This is a genomic window from Rhizobium sp. AN5 (genome assembly GCF_900215255.1).
Taxonomy (GTDB): domain Bacteria; phylum Pseudomonadota; class Alphaproteobacteria; order Rhizobiales; family Rhizobiaceae; genus Agrobacterium; species Agrobacterium tumefaciens.
Genome location: NZ_OCMJ01000004.1, coordinates 2,308,676 through 2,325,000, shown reverse-complemented (window position 1 = coordinate 2,325,000; position 16,325 = coordinate 2,308,676). Strand labels below are relative to the sequence as shown.

11 protein-coding genes, 1 tRNA gene and 2 rRNA genes (1 of these 14 cut by a window edge) are annotated in these 16,325 nt (G+C 55.6%); 7 read left to right on the top strand and 7 right to left on the bottom strand.

The window, feature by feature from the left end:
• From CRP02_RS24090 to CRP02_RS24065, 6 genes are all read left to right on the top strand, one after another.
• Nucleotides 1-2,394: ribosomal RNA gene (locus CRP02_RS24090) — 23S ribosomal RNA — on the top strand (it extends 413 nt beyond the left edge of the window).
• 283 nt (nt 2,395-2,677) lie between these two features.
• A 5S ribosomal RNA gene (rrf, locus tag CRP02_RS24085) occupies nt 2,678-2,792 on the top strand.
• Between the two features lie 230 nt (nt 2,793-3,022).
• Nucleotides 3,023-3,099 (top strand) — tRNA-Met (locus CRP02_RS24080).
• Between the two features lie 536 nt (nt 3,100-3,635).
• Nucleotides 3,636-4,745, top strand: a complete 1,110-nt coding sequence (locus tag CRP02_RS24075; protein WP_097172494.1) for a 2Fe-2S iron-sulfur cluster-binding protein — start codon at nt 3,636-3,638, stop codon at nt 4,743-4,745.
• 41 nt (nt 4,746-4,786) lie between these two features.
• Nucleotides 4,787-5,908, top strand: a complete 1,122-nt coding sequence (hisC, locus tag CRP02_RS24070; protein WP_097172493.1) for a histidinol-phosphate transaminase — start codon at nt 4,787-4,789, stop codon at nt 5,906-5,908.
• A complete protein-coding gene (locus CRP02_RS24065) occupies nt 5,905-7,326 on the top strand; it encodes an FAD-binding oxidoreductase (protein ID WP_097172492.1) in 1,422 nt (473 codons plus the stop codon). Before hisC ends, CRP02_RS24065 begins: the two co-directional genes overlap by 4 nt.
• A 116-nt stretch (nt 7,327-7,442) precedes the next feature.
• Here CRP02_RS24065 and CRP02_RS24060 read toward each other — a convergent pair whose 3' ends face one another.
• The 5 genes from CRP02_RS24060 to CRP02_RS24040 form a co-directional block, all read right to left on the bottom strand.
• A complete protein-coding gene (locus tag CRP02_RS24060; protein ID WP_013636823.1) occupies nt 7,443-8,129 on the bottom strand; it encodes an ABC transporter permease in 687 nt (228 codons plus the stop codon).
• A 4-nt stretch (nt 8,130-8,133) separates the two neighbouring features.
• A complete protein-coding gene (locus CRP02_RS24055; RefSeq protein ID WP_035198759.1) occupies nt 8,134-8,841 on the bottom strand; it encodes an ABC transporter permease in 708 nt (235 codons plus the stop codon).
• Between the two features lie 138 nt (nt 8,842-8,979).
• Nucleotides 8,980-9,774: a transporter substrate-binding domain-containing protein gene (locus CRP02_RS24050; protein WP_003514202.1), complete on the bottom strand. Its 795-nt coding sequence runs from the start codon at nt 9,772-9,774 to the stop codon at nt 8,980-8,982.
• Between the two features lie 80 nt (nt 9,775-9,854).
• Entirely contained in the window at nt 9,855-11,816 is a 1,962-nt protein-coding gene (locus tag CRP02_RS24045) for a DUF2817 domain-containing protein (RefSeq protein ID WP_097172491.1), read from the bottom strand.
• A gap of 139 nt (nt 11,817-11,955) precedes the next feature.
• Nucleotides 11,956-12,996 carry an aromatic ring-hydroxylating dioxygenase subunit alpha gene (locus tag CRP02_RS24040; protein ID WP_097172490.1) on the bottom strand — a complete coding sequence of 347 codons (1,041 nt, stop codon included), beginning with the start codon at nt 12,994-12,996 and terminating at the stop codon, nt 11,956-11,958.
• 129 nt (nt 12,997-13,125) lie between these two features.
• Here CRP02_RS24040 and CRP02_RS24035 point away from each other — a divergent pair, with 129 nt between their 5' ends.
• Nucleotides 13,126-14,046: a LysR family transcriptional regulator gene (locus CRP02_RS24035; RefSeq protein WP_097100876.1), complete on the top strand. Its 921-nt coding sequence runs from the start codon at nt 13,126-13,128 to the stop codon at nt 14,044-14,046.
• A 23-nt stretch (nt 14,047-14,069) separates the two neighbouring features.
• On the opposite strand, the gene CRP02_RS24030 is transcribed toward CRP02_RS24035, so the two are convergent.
• Nucleotides 14,070-14,585 carry a flavin reductase family protein gene (locus CRP02_RS24030; protein ID WP_097172489.1) on the bottom strand — a complete coding sequence of 172 codons (516 nt, stop codon included), beginning with the start codon at nt 14,583-14,585 and terminating at the stop codon, nt 14,070-14,072.
• Nucleotides 14,586-14,596: 11 nt separating this feature from the next.
• Nucleotides 14,597-15,961: an LLM class flavin-dependent oxidoreductase gene (locus CRP02_RS24025; RefSeq protein ID WP_097172488.1), complete on the bottom strand. Its 1,365-nt coding sequence runs from the start codon at nt 15,959-15,961 to the stop codon at nt 14,597-14,599.
• Nucleotides 15,962-16,325: the final 364 nt, after the last annotated feature.

Sequence of the window (16,325 nt, the reverse complement as noted above, 5' to 3'; positions counted from 1 at the left end):
GGGCGGGGCACGTGAAATCCTGTCTGAACATGGGGAGACCACTCTCCAAGCCTAAGTACTCGTGCATGACCGATAGCGAACAAGTACCGTGAGGGAAAGGTGAAAAGCACCCCGACGAGGGGAGTGAAATAGAACCTGAAACCGGATGCCTACAAACAGTCGGAGCCCGCAAGGGTGACGGCGTACCTTTTGTATAATGGGTCAACGACTTAGTGTAACTAGCAAGCTTAAGCCGGTAGGTGTAGGCGCAGCGAAAGCGAGTCTGAATAGGGCGATTGAGTTAGTTGCATTAGACCCGAAACCGAGTGATCTAGCCATGAGCAGGCTGAAGGTTGGGTAACACCAACTGGAGGGCCGAACCCGTATCTGTTGCAATAGATTGGGATGACTTGTGGCTAGGGGTGAAAGGCCAATCAAACTCGGAAATAGCTGGTTCTCCGCGAAATCTATTTAGGTAGAGCGTCGACCGAATACCCTCGGGGGTAGAGCACTGGATGGGCTATGGGGACTCACCGTCTTACTGATCCTAACCAAACTCCGAATACCGAGGAGTACTAGTCGGCAGACACACGGCGGGTGCTAACGTCCGTCGTGAAAAGGGCAACAACCCTGACCTCCAGCTAAGGTCCCCAAGTCATGGCTAAGTGGGAAAGGATGTGAGGATCCCAAAACAACCAGGATGTTGGCTTAGAAGCAGCCATCATTTAAAGAAAGCGTAACAGCTCACTGGTCTAAATAAGGGTCTTTGCGCCGAAAATGTAACGGGGCTAAAGCCATGCACCGAAGCTGAGGATGTGACAGTTGTAGTGACTGTTGCGTGGTAGCGGAGCGTTCCGTAAGTCTGTGAAGGCGGACCCGTGAGGGCTGCTGGAGATATCGGAAGTGCGAATGTTGACATGAGTAACGATAAAGGGAGTGAGAGACTCCCTCGCCGAAAGACCAAGGGTTCCTGCTTAAAGTTAATCTGAGCAGGGTTAGCCGGCCCCTAAGACGAGGCGGACACGCGTAGTCGATGGGAACCACGTTAATATTCGTGGGCCTGGTGGTAGTGACGGATCTCGTGTGTTGTACATTCTTACTGGATTGAATGTGCGGCGAAGAGGTTCCAGGAAATAGCTCCACCGTATAGACCGTACCCGAAACCGACACAGGTGGTCAGGTAGAGTATACCAAGGCGCTTGAGAGAACTATGTTGAAGGAACTCGGCAAATTGCACGCGTAACTTCGGAAGAAGCGTGACCCCATTTTACGCAAGTATGATGGGGTGGCACAGACCAGGGGGTAGCGACTGTTTATCAAAAACACAGGGCTCTGCGAAGTAGCAATACGACGTATAGGGTCTGACGCCTGCCCGGTGCTGGAAGGTTAAAGGGAGGGGTGCAAGCTCTGAACTGAAGCCCCAGTAAACGGCGGCCGTAACTATAACGGTCCTAAGGTAGCGAAATTCCTTGTCGGGTAAGTTCCGACCTGCACGAATGGCGTAACGACTTCCCCGCTGTCTCCAACATAGACTCAGTGAAATTGAATTCCCCGTGAAGATGCGGGGTTCCTGCGGTCAGACGGAAAGACCCCGTGCACCTTTACTATAGCTTTACACTGGCATTCGCCAAGGCATGTGTAGGATAGGTGGTAGGCTTTGAAGCAGGGACGCCAGTTCTTGTGGAGCCATCCTTGAAATACCACCCTTATCTTCGTGGATGTCTAACCGCGGTCCGTTATCCGGATCCGGGACAGTGTATGGTGGGTAGTTTGACTGGGGCGGTCGCCTCCGAAAGAGTAACGGAGGCGCGCGATGGTGGGCTCAGACCGGTCGGAAATCGGTCGTCGAGTGCAATGGCATAAGCCCGCCTGACTGCGAGACTGACAAGTCGAGCAGAGACGAAAGTCGGTCATAGTGATCCGGTGGTCCCGTGTGGAAGGGCCATCGCTCAACGGATAAAAGGTACGCCGGGGATAACAGGCTGATGACCCCCAAGAGTCCATATCGACGGGGTTGTTTGGCACCTCGATGTCGACTCATCGCATCCTGGGGCTGGAGCAGGTCCCAAGGGTATGGCTGTTCGCCATTTAAAGCGGTACGTGAGTTGGGTTCAGAACGTCGTGAGACAGTTCGGTCCCTATCTGCCGTGGGTGTAGGAATATTGACAGGATCTGTCCCTAGTACGAGAGGACCGGGATGGACGTATCTCTGGTGGATCTGTTGTCCTGCCAAGGGCATAGCAGAGTAGCTATATACGGAATGGATAACCGCTGAAGGCATCTAAGCGGGAAACCAACCTGAAAACGAGTGTTCCCTATCAGAGCCGTGGAAGACGACCACGTTGATAGGACGGGTGTGGAAGCATGGCAACATGTGAAGCTTACCGTTACTAATAGCTCGATCGACTTCTTCGTTCCCATTGTTCATGCTCATCAAAGATGAGCATCATCTCTTCTGTCTTCACGCTGTCGCGGCCAAGGCCGCTTCGCTGCAGACGGCGCGCCGTCAGGGTATTTTGCCAAGGCAAAAACCCGAGGCGACGGACTAGCGTCCTGTATGGCTGCCAAACTCAACCTTGAGCAAGGCAGGCAAACGGACCAGTCAAAGAAAGACGTGTTAAATTAAATGAAGCGCAAGCTTCCCAGCTTCTCGAAACAACACTCATGTGAAAACATGAACTGTGTTGCGTTTTGCCGACCTGGTGGTTATCGCGGGGCGGCTGCACCCGTTCCCATTCCGAACACGGCCGTGAAACGCCCCAGCGCCAATGGTACTCCGTCTCAAGACGCGGGAGAGTAGGTCGCTGCCAGGTCTGCAAAACGCAACGAATATCTTCTCAACCACACTCTTCGGCCCAGCCGACACAAAGGGCCGCTATCAAAGCGGCCTTTATGCATTGCGGACCATAAAAATATAAGGAAAACGCCTTGTGCGTCCCCTAAAGGAGACAAATCGCCTTCGGCAATTTGCTCCGAAACAGATCCGTCTTCGCTAAAGCAAAGACGGAAGCGCGACATTCGGCAGAGCCGAATGCGATGGTAACGCGGGGTGGAGCAGCCCGGTAGCTCGTCAGGCTCATAACCTGAAGGCCGCAGGTTCAAATCCTGCCCCCGCAACCAATATCTTCAAGACCATCAACAACAAAGCCCTCCCATCCCGGAGGGCGTTTTGCGTTTAGGGCGTTGGATACCGCAAATGACTTGCCGGCGGTATATCCCTCACGGGCTCTGATAGTGTGCACCTAGGCCCATATCCTGCTCCCGGGGCACTCTGCAACTATCTAACGATTGGTTCTGACGATCACGTTCTGCTTTGTCGTATCCCGGCAAAAACGAGGGCGCAAATTCAGAGTTGCTCGCGCCTATTCAAATCTCCCATAGTTTAGCTTTTCTAAACAAAAACCCATCAGTGGCGGGATTGTCTCTCTTTGTCGACGCGCAAATAATGAGATTTGTCAGAGGGATAAATTGAGGTGAGGCCTTGGGGCTGCAAATTGGTGATAACCAAATTGACAGCGAGTTTTTGAGGAAGTTCTGCCTCCCGCGAAAACCTTTGATCGTCTGCAGGTTGAAGCAAGTCTTGATCGATCTCACGGGGAGGGCTCTCAGGCGATCTGCAGATTTCCGGATATTGCAATCATCAGGACAAGCAAATCATGACGACCCGCCTGGATCCACGTTTTCGCCCGTTCGAGGTAAAGCGCAAGGTGCGCGAGAGTGCCACGATCACGTCTTTTTACCTCACGCCTGTCGATCCTGCGGATTGGTGTACTTTTGAGGCGGGCCAGTTTCTGACGATCCAGATGCCTCATCCCGAAGGCGAAGAACCGCTTTTCCGGAATTACACGGTTTCGTCGGGACCAAATGAGGTCGGGGTCTATCGTATTACCGTGAAACGGGAGGCCGCTTTAACGCCCGATATGGCCGATGGTCTTGTTTCGTGCTGGCTCCACGACGCCGTGGAAGAGGGTGCGGTCATCCATATTGACAGGCCGCGTGGTGCCTTCAAACTCGACAAGGCCAGTCAGCGACCGGTTATTCTCTTGTCCGGTGGCGTCGGGCTGACACCTACGATTTCCATGTTGAAGGTTCTGGTTGCGGAAAGCGATCGGCCCGTCTGGTTCGTCCATGCCTGCGACGGGGCTGCTACTCACGCCCTGCGTGAAGAAGTACGGGCGCTCGCTGAACAGCGCAGCAACGTCCATATTCATTACTGTTATCGTTTTCCAACCGACGAGGATGCCAAAGCCGGGCTGTTCCATTCCGCCGGTTTCATCACTCGGGAGACCTTGCAGTCGCTTCTGCCGCTGGACGATTACGAAGTCTATATGTGCGGACCACCGCCGTTCATGCAGGCGATGTATGACCTGCTCCTCTCCCTCGGCTTGGAGAAAAGCAAGATTGCCTACGAGTTTTTCGGGCCTGCCTCCCTGCTTTCGCCATCGCAGCCGAAGAAGGAAGCAAACCTCAGCCTCAATGCCCCTCTTGTGGCGCCAGAGTCTGAGTACTTAGGCATCGAGATCGTTCTTGGAAAGTCAAATGCCAGATTCGAGTGGGATTCAGCCTCGGGATCCATCCTGAGCTTTCTGGAGAGCCAGGGTATTGAGCCAGCATTCTCCTGTCGCGCAGGTGTCTGCGGCAGCTGTGTCCAGGGCCTTGTGTCCGGCGACGTGGAATATGTGGAAGAGCCGCTGGATGACGTGCCATCCGGGCAGATTCTCCTCTGTTGTTCCAAGCCCGTGAGTTCAGTCGTACTCGACCTCTGACACCAGATTCCAGCGTTTGTCCAAATCAGCGAGATCAACCCATGGCCGATACACTCAGACTCAACCCGCACGTTGCTGAACTCCCGCCTTATAATGCTGGAATGAATATCGCCGTTGCGCGAGGCAAGACGGGTTTGACCGAGATTGCGGCCCTTGCCAGCAATGAGAATCCATATGGTTGCTCTCCGAAGGTAACCGCTGCACTGGCCAGTCTCGACCCTTCCCGCTATGCGGATCCTGCCTGTGTGATCTTGCGTGATGCGCTCAGTCGAAAGCTCGGCGTTGCCGGAAACCGGATTGTCATTGGAAACGGCTCCGAAGAGATGATCGCTGCCGTTTGTCGCGCGGTCCTGCGTCCGGATGCTACCGTAGTCGCGATGATACCTGGTTTCGGCCTTCACGAAATCGAGCCCAGAGCAAATGGTGCGAAAATCATCAAGATACCGATGACGAAGGATCTTCGGTTTGATCTTGAGGCGATGACGACCGCATTGCGCGAAAAGCCATCGATATTCTTTATCTCCTCGCCTTCCAATCCCGTGGGCCCGGCGTTGCGACAGGATCAGCTCTCAAGCCTCATTGCAGCTGTCCCGAAAGAGACGTTGCTTGTTTTCGACGAAGCCTATTTCGAATTCTGCGACGAGAATACGCCCGATGGGCTTAAGATACTGTCTGACAGCGCTATCTCCTGGGTCGTGCTCAGAACCTTCTCGAAGGCCTATGGGCTGGCTGGGTTGCGTGTCGGATATGCCGTGGCTTCCGATGAGCGGCTGGCACAGGCCATATCATCTGCAAAGACACCGTTCAACGTCAATGCAGCCGCGCAATTGGCCGCAGTTGCCGCGCTCGATGACGAAAACTGGATGCGGGTTTCGGTCGAAAGAGTCGTCAAGGAGCGCAGGCGCATGGCTGCGGCGATCGCCTCGCTTGATCTTTTCGTTCCGGACTCTCAGACGAATTTTCTCTTCATCGATGTTGGTTGCGACAGTTCATTCGCTTTCGATCATTTCCTGTCCCATGGCGTCATCGTCAAACCCTGGAAAGAACCGGAGTTCGCCAGCTTCATTCGTGTGACCGTCGGGCTTCCCGCAGAAAACGACCGTTTTCTCGAAGCGTTATGCTCACTCAAAGACAAGCTTCCCGAGGCAAAAGTCGCGTCATGATCGAACACAATACCGCCTCGACACGGGATTTGTCCGCCGCGTTTCTCAATGAAATCGACCAGATTATCGGCCTGTCGAACCTGAAACGCGGTGATGCCGTTGCCAATCTCGATTATGGCGTAACGCCTGCGAATTTCGGTGCGGACGCGGTTGCTTTCCCTTCATCTCCGCACGAGGTTGCGTCGATCATAAAAACTGCGGTTGCCCATGGTATATCGGTTGTACCACAGGGTGGCCGAACCGGGCTTGTTGGCGGGGGTGTGTCCGTCCCCGGTCAAATCGTGGTGTCGACCGCCCGGCTGAACCGGATCATGGAAATCTATCCCGATGAGCGGGTTGCCGTTGTGGAGGCGGGCGTTACGCTTCAAGCGTTGCAGGCGGCCGCATCGGAGCATTGTCTCGAGCCAGGCATCGACTTGCCATCGCGTGGTTCTGCCACGATTGGCGGAATGGTCTCGACCAATGCCGGCGGGATTTCTGCTTTTCGATATGGGGTGATGCGACATCGCGTGCTCGGGCTGGAAGTCGTATTGCCTGATGGCTCGATATATTCCGACCTGACACGCGTGGTGAAGAACGCCGCAGGATACGATCTCAAGCATCTCTTCATCGGGGCCGAGGGTACGCTTGGTATAGTGACCAGGGTTGCCATCAAGCTGGAACCTGTTCCCGCAGCAACCGCCACCGCACTTTTTGGGCTTCCCTCCGTTGAAGCGGCTCTTGAGGCAACCAGGCTGGGGTTGACCGTGAGGTATGGCCACATGCGTGCGGCGGAAGCGATCTGGAATTCGTTTTTCTCCCTGACGGCGGGCGAGCACCTTTGGTCGGCGGCAGATTATGCCCCTGACTATCCCGTCAACCTCATCATGTCTCTGGGCGGCGGTGACGAGGAACAGCTTCAGATGGAGCTCGGCCGGATTTACGAGGAGCTGTATGAGACGTATCCGAACATGTCCGCTGTCGTCGCAACATCGAAGGCGCAGGAAGCAGAGTTGTGGCGTCTGAGGGAGGACACGGACCTTATCTATCGCAGATATCCGGCTGCGCCGTCCTTTGACGTCTCCGTCCCCTTGTCGCAGATCGGAGAATATGTGGCTCGTTGTGTACCGGAGCTTCGGTCAATCGATCCTGTCCTCGATCCCTACCTCTTCGGCCACATTGCCGATGGCAATCTTCACATTGTCCTCAATGCTGCCGGGACAGCTCTGACGCCCGATAAGATTGCTGCCATCGAATCCGTTCTCTACCGCGACCTGGCGCAATCGGGTGGTTCGTTCTCGGCGGAACATGGGATCGGCTCCAAACGCATTCATGCGTTGCGGGAGACAGCCAACCCGGTAAAATTTGCCTTGATGACGCAGATCAAGGCCGCAATCGATGGCGGACACACTCTTAACCCCGGCAAAGTCACCGGCTGAGATTAAAACGCCGCGCTGTTTGTCGTGAGGTTCGAGACCACTTGCCTTCAGCGTGGTTCGTATCGCAGACATATCATCTGGCGAAAAGCCCGCTTCGATGATGGCCACCGCGACCACTATCGCGCTTCGTGACGCATCAGATGTGCCTCAAGCATGCGGATGAGCATGACGAGGGTGAGGTTGATGACGAGGTAGATGGCACCCGCCAGGGCGAAAACCTCGAAAATCGCGAATGTCTGGCTCATCAGGCGCTTTGCATATCCCGTGATCTCGAGAACCGTGATTGTCGAGGCAAGGCTCGTACCCTTGACGACGAGGATTAGCTCATTGCCGTAAGCAGGCAGAGCCTGGCGAATGGCGAGCGGGAATTCGATCCGGCGGAAACGCATAAATGGTGACATTCCCGTGGCTTTGGCCGCTTCCTTGAGACCCGCGGGAACCGATAATAATCCGCCTCGCAGAATCTCCGATGTATAGGCGGCTGTGTTGAGCGCCATCGCCATGACCGCGCAGCGCGCACCATCACTAATCACCCACCACGTTATGGCATTGCCTTTGATAAAGCCAATTTGGCCAAGCCCGTAGTAAAACAGGAACAGTTGTACAAGCAGCGGCGTCCCACGAAAGACCATGCTGTAATATTTTGCAAACCCGGCAAGGAAACGGTTTTCGGACAGCCGCATGAGCGCAAGACCAAGGCCGAGATTGAAACCGATCGCGACAGATATCGCGGTTATGGTCGCCGTTGTAGAAAGCCCTTTCAAGAGGAAAGGCATCGATGTTTTCAGGAATTCGATATCCATCGCGTTACTTCCTCGCCCTTAGTCTCACCAGGCGTTCGACCCTGTCGAAGCCAGCCTGGCTTATGATGGTGATCGCGAAATACACGACGGCTGCGATAAGAAAGAAAATCAGGGGATTTCGCGTGCTACCGGCGCCAACCGAGGCGGCGCGCATCAGTTCCTGCAGCCCGACAACCGATACCAGTGCCGTGTCCTTGATGGTTGTCTGCCATACATTGTTCATGCCGGGGATGGCGATGCGAAGCATTTGCGGGATGATGATGCGCCTGAAGATGCGGCGCCCGGGAATCCCCAGTGCACGCGCAGCTTCGATGTGTCCCGTCGGGATGGAAGCCAATGCTCCCCTGATAACCTCGGTCGAGTAGGCGCCTGAAATCGTACCGATGGCAATGATGGCAATGATGAAGGCATATCCGCTGTCCGCAAGGGCAGCATATCCGAAAGCTGTGGCAACCTGTGTCACGAATTGCACGGAAGAAAAGAACAGCAGATAGATGATAAGCAGTTCCGGCACCCCCCGCACGAGAGAGGTATAGGCGTCCACCACAAGTGTCAGCGGGAATATCCGCGCCCACTTGATGACGCCGCACAAGGTTCCGATCAACGCACCGACAAGCATGCTGACCGTACCGACGGCAATCGTTATTGCGGCCCCCTGCAGAATGGCCCTTATCCAACCACCCTGCCAAACTAGGATCAGACTAGACTCCATTGGATTTGCCCTGGGTTTTGCTGCGCACTCCCTTGCCTTTTCGGCAGCGGGCATCGTCAGCATCTTCGACCGTGCGCACCCTGTCAGGTTGCGATTGAGTGGTTGCCCCGCACTCCTGGGAAGAGCGGGGCAGGCGTCTTAGTTGCAGGGTCTGGAGATATCCATCTTGAACCACTTCTGGCTCGCTTTGCCGATCGAACCATCCGCGACGAGCTCGCACAGTGCCTTGTCGATCTTCGTCTTCAGTTCGGTGTTCTCCTTGGCAATTCCGACGCCGATCCCTTCGCCGAGGGTGGAATCGAATTTGCTCTGAACTTTCACGTCGACAAACTGAAAGTCCTTGCCTTCGGGCTTGGCGAGAAAATCCTGAAGCGCAGAGGCGTCTGCAAATGCGGCCTCAACGCGGCCGCTTGCGAGATCGATCTGCATATTGTCAAGCGTGTCGTAGGTTTTGAGATTGGCATTCGGCACCCGCTTTTCGATGAAATGGGCGTGCGTCGTGCCGGTTTGAACGCCGATCGTCTTGCCGTCCAAGCCCTTCAGCAACGTGTCGATATCCTTGATGCCGGCGAGATCGGACGTCTTGGGAACGAGGAACATATTTGCCAGCTCAGCATATCCGACCGAAAAATTGATTTCCTTTTTTCGATCCTGGGTAATCGACATCCCGGAGATGATGACGTCGAAGCGCTTCGCCTTGAGGGCAGGGATCAGGCCATCAAAGGCCTGCACGACGAAGCGGCACTTCACGGCGAGCTTCGTGCAGAGCAGGTTGCCGACATCGGCGTCGAAGCCGGTTACGTTGCCGGCAGCATCGGCCATGCTCCATGGTGGATAGGCACCTTCTGTGCCGATCGACAATTCGCCTTCGGCAGCGTGCGCCGTGCTGACGCCTGCAAGAAGCAGGGCGAGTGACAGGACTTTCAGATTCATATGCGAATTCCCCTATTTGGTTATTTGTTAGGTTTGATTTGCCGGACACAGCCCCCGGCACAGCTGATCAGCGGATCACGTCATAACGTTCGCGACAGGAACTGACGCAGGCGTTCCGATCGCGGATTGGTGAACAATTCCGCCGGGGTACTCTCTTCCTCCACCTTTCCTTTGTGTAAGAAGAGAATCTTGTGAGATACCTCGCGCGCAAACTGCATTTCATGCGTCACGAGGATCATGGTATTGCCCTCTTCTGCCAGCTGACGGATCACGCGCAGGACCTCTCCCACAAGTTCGGGGTCGAGAGCGGATGTCGGTTCGTCACAGAGGATGACTTTTGGCCGCATGGCCAGTGTTCTTGCGATGGCCGCACGTTGCTGCTGGCCGCCGGAAAGCTGCCCGGGATATTGGGCATGCTTTTCCGACAGTCCCACTTTCTTCAACAACTGATGGGCATGGTCGATTGCATCCTGGCGACGCTCGCCAAGGACATGGACGGGAGCCTCGATGATGTTCTCAAGCACGGACATGTGGGGCCACAGATTGAAGTTCTGGAATACCATTCCCACGCGGGCGCGAATTCTTTCGACCTGGCGCATGTCTGCTGGCTGCGAACGGCCATTCGCTCCGCCCTTCATTCGTATTTCCTCGCCATCAACGACGATCGTTCCACTGCTGGGCTGTTCGAGCAGGTTTATACAGCGCAAAAACGTGCTCTTGCCGGAACCTGACGAGCCGATCATGGAAACGACTTCGCCGGGATCGGCACTCAGCCCCACGCCCGACAAGACTTCGTGCGTGCCGAAGCTTTTGTGGAGATCATGAACTTCAACGGCTGGCCGTTCATGGCGTTTGGTGTTGACAGGCACGGCCGGTGGCCAGTCGCTCACCAAAGCCGGAGCGGTTGCGCCCTTTGAAGCCGGGGGAGTAACCGAGGCAAGTGCGGTCAGCGCGCGGTCGAAATATCGCAAGCTTGTCCCAAGACAGTTCTGCTGCCATTCGGGATCGTCAGGAATGAACGCAGTTCTCAGCGTCTTCTTGATTTTCTGCCCAAGCGGAGATTCGATATTCCCGAAAAGATGCAGCCAGTTATCGACCTGCACGGCGTCCATCACCACCGGGCCTTCAAGGGTTCCGCATTCGATCACCAGCGGCAATACGCGGCTGTCCGGCAAGGATTTGCAGACCGCTGCTGAAACGTAGCCCGTGGCCGTAGCCGCAATGCCGGTATCGGTCGTTGCGCCCTTGCCGGTCATCACGACCGCGAGTGCGTGCCCATAGGTTTTCCTGCCCCATTCCAGACCGGCATGGTCCTCTTCCGCCACGGATAGCAGCGCGGGATATCCGTAGGGGCCTGCACCGGTGTGAAGATCGAAGACGATGACATCCGACGCGCCACTGACGAAAGTGCTCAAGATATCGTTGAGGGTGCGGTTCGACCATGTCGGGCCGTTGCCGCCATAAAACAGTCCGTCTGGAAAGTCGTATTGGCCTGCTTCGACAACCGCGGCGATCCCGGCGTGACCGTTTAAAGCGGCCTTGGCATCTCTCAGCAGTTGATCGGCACTGTCACGATCGGGCCCATCCCACTCGGCGCAGACAAATGCATCATGGAGTGGGGCGTATCGTTCGTTTCGTGGAACGGCTCTCTTCCAGTCAACGAAGTTTCGGTTGAGATCGACATTGTCCTCGTTGACCCGTCTGCTCCACGCTGTTCCCCACGGGTTGATCAGATGGATCATCACCACAGCCGTATCGGGAGGAAGCGGTAACGGGTTGTTTGCGGCAAGCCATTCAGCCTGGCAAGCCGATCCGAATTGCCCTTCAACTCCGTGCGTGCCGGACAAGATGACGAGTTTTTTTGACGCGTTGCGTTCGCCCAGATATGCAACATCCGTGAAAAGGTGCTCACCACCTGGGCCATGCAGTGGATGCTTATATTCGAACAACGCAGCATTCGACCGGCGCGCGGCGGAAAGAAAACGTTGCCGCAGCACATTATAGTCCACTGAATAGAGCTCAGGCTGCCTGATGTGGCGCATCAAGGATACTCCCGATTTGTGGCGGGCGTCGGCTTTTGCCGATCACCAGCTATGTTCCCGGTTATTATTTTTTTGCCATCTCCGCCTGACCCATTTGAGCAGGCGAAGACCATATCGTTAGTCATTCCGGCGCAGGCGCTTACTCCGCGGCAGCGACGACATTCATGGTCTCGCTATCGATCATCTGTGAAAGCTTGCGTCTGAACCGCAGCGGTCCGACATCGATCTTCAGATCGAGGTTTGGAGTCTTCTTGTTCGCGATCCCGTGGTGGACCGCCTCCAGCACGACACGGTCTTCCTCGAATGCGCCGCGTACGGATGTTGCGAAGCGCGCTGAAACGTCCGGGTCGTCGGGCGCGAAATTTCGCATCTGAAACCAGTAATACTTCGTGCGGTTCTCATCGACTGGCGTCATGAAATTGTAGCTGTCCATCAAGAACGTGTTGGCTGGCAATTCGCGGCCTTCGCCACCGGAGCCTGATGGTGCAAAGATGGCCTTAATGATGGCATTGCTGGGGTAGCGAACCTCGTAATGCTGCTTTCGATCGCATTTCCCCTCAAATTGCAGGAACGGGGCGTAGAAGGGGGCCGGATCTGAATCCAGCATCCAGCGCCAGACGACGACGCCATCGCTTTTTACCGTTGTTTCCAATGGCGTTTCTTCGCAGGCGGAACTGGCGAACGAGTTCTGATGCACCCATGCGACGTGGGATGGGTCCAGAAGATTGTCCGTCATGTAGAGGTAATTGCAGTTGATCGTCATCGACTCGCCGCGATTGACGCCCCAGGACGGATCACCGAAATGTTCGACATGGAAAATCTCTGCGGGATCGGCTTTCGCGGCCTCACCCATCCAGACCCAGACGAGCCCGTAACGTTCCTCCACCGGGTAGGAGCGGACGCAGGCCACATGTGGAATACGCTCTGCACCCGGCACGCGGGTGCAGGCGCCGGAACAGTCGAAGGTCAGTCCGTGATAGCCGCATTCGACGTCATCGCCCTTGATACGCCCCATGGACAAGGGGAGCTTGCGATGGGGACAGGCATCTTCAAGCGCTGCAAGCTTGCCGTTCTGAAGACGATAGAGAACGATATTTTCGCCGAGCATCGTTACGGGTGTTAGGTCTCGTCCGATTTCGTGATCCCAGGTGGCGACGTACCAAGCATTCTTGAGAAACATTTTCTTCCCCCGTTCTCGCTTTAATCGGAACAGTATTTTCCTTGTTGCGATGCGGGACAAGCGGATTTTCGTTGCGTTTTTGTTTAGAAAAACTTAACAAAAAGCAGAACTGGAGATACTCTATTGGCTATGCCCCCACTCCATGCCCTGCAAGCTTTCGAAGCCGTAGGAAGGTGCGGCACGATGAGCACGGCTGCCAAAGAACTGGGCGTAACACCCAGTGCCATCAGCCAACAGGTGCGCAAGCTTGAGAACCATCTCGGCGTTACGCTTCTCGAACGTATCGGACGCCGTGTGGAACTGACGTCCTGGGGTGTTCTTCTTCACAAGGAAGTCGCCAAAGGCTTCAGCCAGCTCAATCATTCCGTTGATGTTCTCGAACGGGCGCGGAGCCAGACCGGCATCGTGCTGACGGCGCTCAGCTCGGTGGTGAACAAGTGGATCGGCCGCAAGATCTTCGAGTGGCAGGCCCTCTATCCCGAAGCCAATGTCCGTATCATCGGCAAGGATGACGAACCCAGCCTGTCGGGCGGCCAGAGCGATTTCCGCATAACCTATGGAAAGCGGGCAGAGGTGCACGCGCATTTCGTGCCCCTTTATACGGATTGGGTGGTTCCCGCATGTTCGCCGCGTCTGCTCGGGGGACGGACGCTATCGGCGGCCGCCGACCTTCTCAAATTCCCTTTGCTCAATATCGAGTGGGAAGCCCATTACAGCCGTCCGCCACAATGGAGCGAGTGGGCGCAGCTGGTTGGCGCGACCGTGAATGAAAAACTCTCGAGCCTGTTTTTCGCGCTGTCGAGCAACGCAATCGACGCTGCGGTCAACGGACACGGATTCGTGCTGGCTCAGGTCTCGATGATCGAGGACGAGTTGCAGGCCGGTACTCTTGTTGTCCCTTTCGACATCCGCCTTCCGCTTCCCGAGAGCTATTATCTTGCATGGGATCGTTCCGTTTTCGACAAGCCCTACGGAAGAGAATTTCATATGTGGGTGTTGGGGATCGCGAAAAAGCAGTCTGTCGCATCGTCCCCGAACCGCAGTGCGTAACTAAGGGCCTACCGGTCGGGATGTCACCTTTGCATGTGTTGATATTCTCCGCGCCAGTACAGAAGTGGCCGGGCATCGTCATGCGTCCTTATCGACCTGACGAGGCCGATCAGGATCACATGGGATCGATGGATAATCGCATCTTCGAGTTCGCAGTCCAGACTTGCCAGAGCGCCATCCAGCGCAAGGCCGCCTGACGTCATCGTGTGCCAGACGGCGCCATCGTAGCGGCTGGCACCCTTAAGGCCATTAAAACCCGAGAATGAGTGGGCGACGTTTTCCTGACCTTCAGCGACGACGTTGACGCAAAACCGTCTGGCTTTTTCGACGATTTCCCAGGATGAGGACCCGCGATTGAGCGAGACCATCACCGTCGGGCCATCCGCAGAAAGTGCTGTGACGGATGTTGCGGTGAAGCCGGTTCGTGTTTCACCCGTGCCTGTCGTGATGACGCAAACGGCACCCGCCAGATTCCGCATGGAGGATTTGAAGAGGTCTGCGCCCGGAGACGGCACCTGCATTTTCATCTGGTCCACCATGATCGGCTCCTTCAGATGCGCCCTCTATTGCCTTTGGCGGCCGTGTAACGGTTGGCAGGCATCGAAAGCCCCAGGTTCTCGCGCAGCGTCGATCCTTCATATTCCTCACGAAACAGTCCGCGCCGCCGCAACTCCGGCAAGACAAGGCGGACGAAATCTTCCAGGCTTGCGGGAAGTGTCGGGAACATAAGAATGAAACCGTCGGCGGCACGGGTTTCGAACCACTCTTCCATGTAGTCTGCGATCTGTTTTGGTGTCCCGGTTATTCCGTTTCCGGTGTGGCGTTCGGCGTAGTGGCGGATCAATTGTCCCACTGTCTGTCCCTGTTTGACGAACTCGACGAGCTGGTCGAACATCTTGCGCGAGCCTTTCGGCTCGGCGGGCAGCCGGTCCATCGGAAATGGCTGATCGAGGGGTACGCCACGAAGGTCGGCTTCGAGGAACTCCGAAAGCATCAACCGACCCACGTCCGGATGCAGGCTGTCGATGAGAAAATCGACTTTTGCCTTCGCTTCGGCCTCGGTCTCCCCGACATTGACGACAATTCCCGGCATGACCTTGAGATCTTCGGGATCGCGACCGAATGCCGGCATACGTCCTTTGACGTTCTGGTAGAAAGCTCTGTTGCTCTCGATGTTGGATGCCAGGCTGAAGACGATTTCAGACGTCCGTGCAGCAAGGTTCATTCCGGCCTCGGAGCCGCCGGCCTGAGCAATAACGGGTCGCCCCTGCTCGGAAGGCGCAATGTTGAGGGGGCCGCGCACCTGAAAATGCTTGCCGACATGATTGAGGGTATGGTGCTTGTCCTTGTCATAATAAACGCCGCTTTCGCGATCGAGCAGCAAGGCGTCGCGTTCAAAGCTGTCCCATAGACCGAACACCACATCGATGAATTCCTGCGCGCGCTCGTAACGGACGGCATGAGGATCGAGACCCTGACGATTGAAGTTGTAGCCGGTCTCGTCATGATCGGAGGTGACGACATTCCAGCAGGCGCGTCCCCGGCTCAGCTGATCAATAGACGCGAAAATTCGGGCGACATTGAAGGGTTCATAATAGCTCGTCGATACCGTCGAGACCAAACCCAGTTTTTCCGTCATCACCGAAAGTGCCGAGATGAGAGAAAGCGGTTCGAACCGGTTCTGCTTGGTAGGGCTGCGCGCCAGGGCGTCGGGGTCACCAACCGCAGCCGCAGCGGAATCGGCGAGGAACATGAAATCGAATTTGGCAGCTTCGGAAATTCTGGCCACATTCAACATGTGGCTGAAGTCGGTTGCTGCCGTTACCTTGCTTGCCGGGTGCCGCCATGCGGCTGCATGGAAGCCGAACGTGTAAACAAAGGTTCCGAGCTTGATCTTGTCCTGCCGTTTCGACATCGTTCCCTCTTTTGCCTCATACCAATTCTGGTCTCAGGCTATTCGAGGATCAACGCGGCAACAATCGGCCGAAATCTTCTCCGTAGGTTAGAAATACTAACAAGGATTAGTGGCGCGTCAGCGCAGCAGACTGAGAGGCTGCGGCGCAACGCAACAGGATCACATTCCCGTTGGAAGGCCTGATGATAGCGCTTCACTATAAGTATTCATAAGTCACACTTAAGTTGCTGTTAACCAACATCTGGTCAATTTATTCATATAAGAAGTTGTCTTCGCAGGCGAATTTCGCGCAGGCGCTTCATTTTTATGACCACATGACGCGGTCGTCTTTTCCCAAAAAAATGTTTCCAGATCCGTTGAATTC

Bases quoted from the DNA above. Each gene is read 5' to 3' on its own strand.
- CRP02_RS24050 (WP_003514202.1), bottom strand. From the start codon at position 9,774: ATGAATCTGAAAGTCCTGTCACTCGCCCTGCTTCTTGCAGGCGTCAGC.
- CRP02_RS24040 (WP_097172490.1), bottom strand. From the start codon at position 12,996: ATGTTTCTCAAGAATGCTTGGTACGTCGCCACCTGGGATCACGAAATC.
- CRP02_RS24065 (WP_097172492.1), top strand. From the start codon at position 5,905: ATGATCGAACACAATACCGCCTCGACACGGGATTTGTCCGCCGCGTTT.
- CRP02_RS24055 (WP_035198759.1), bottom strand. From the start codon at position 8,841: ATGGAGTCTAGTCTGATCCTAGTTTGGCAGGGTGGTTGGATAAGGGCC.
- CRP02_RS24035 (WP_097100876.1), top strand. From the start codon at position 13,126: ATGCCCCCACTCCATGCCCTGCAAGCTTTCGAAGCCGTAGGAAGGTGC.
- CRP02_RS24030 (WP_097172489.1), bottom strand. From the start codon at position 14,585: ATGGTGGACCAGATGAAAATGCAGGTGCCGTCTCCGGGCGCAGACCTC.
- CRP02_RS24060 (WP_013636823.1), bottom strand. From the start codon at position 8,129: ATGGATATCGAATTCCTGAAAACATCGATGCCTTTCCTCTTGAAAGGG.
- CRP02_RS24045 (WP_097172491.1), bottom strand. From the start codon at position 11,816: ATGCGCCACATCAGGCAGCCTGAGCTCTATTCAGTGGACTATAATGTG.
- CRP02_RS24025 (WP_097172488.1), bottom strand. From the start codon at position 15,961: ATGTCGAAACGGCAGGACAAGATCAAGCTCGGAACCTTTGTTTACACG.
- CRP02_RS24075 (WP_097172494.1), top strand. From the start codon at position 3,636: ATGACGACCCGCCTGGATCCACGTTTTCGCCCGTTCGAGGTAAAGCGC.
- hisC (WP_097172493.1), top strand. From the start codon at position 4,787: ATGGCCGATACACTCAGACTCAACCCGCACGTTGCTGAACTCCCGCCT.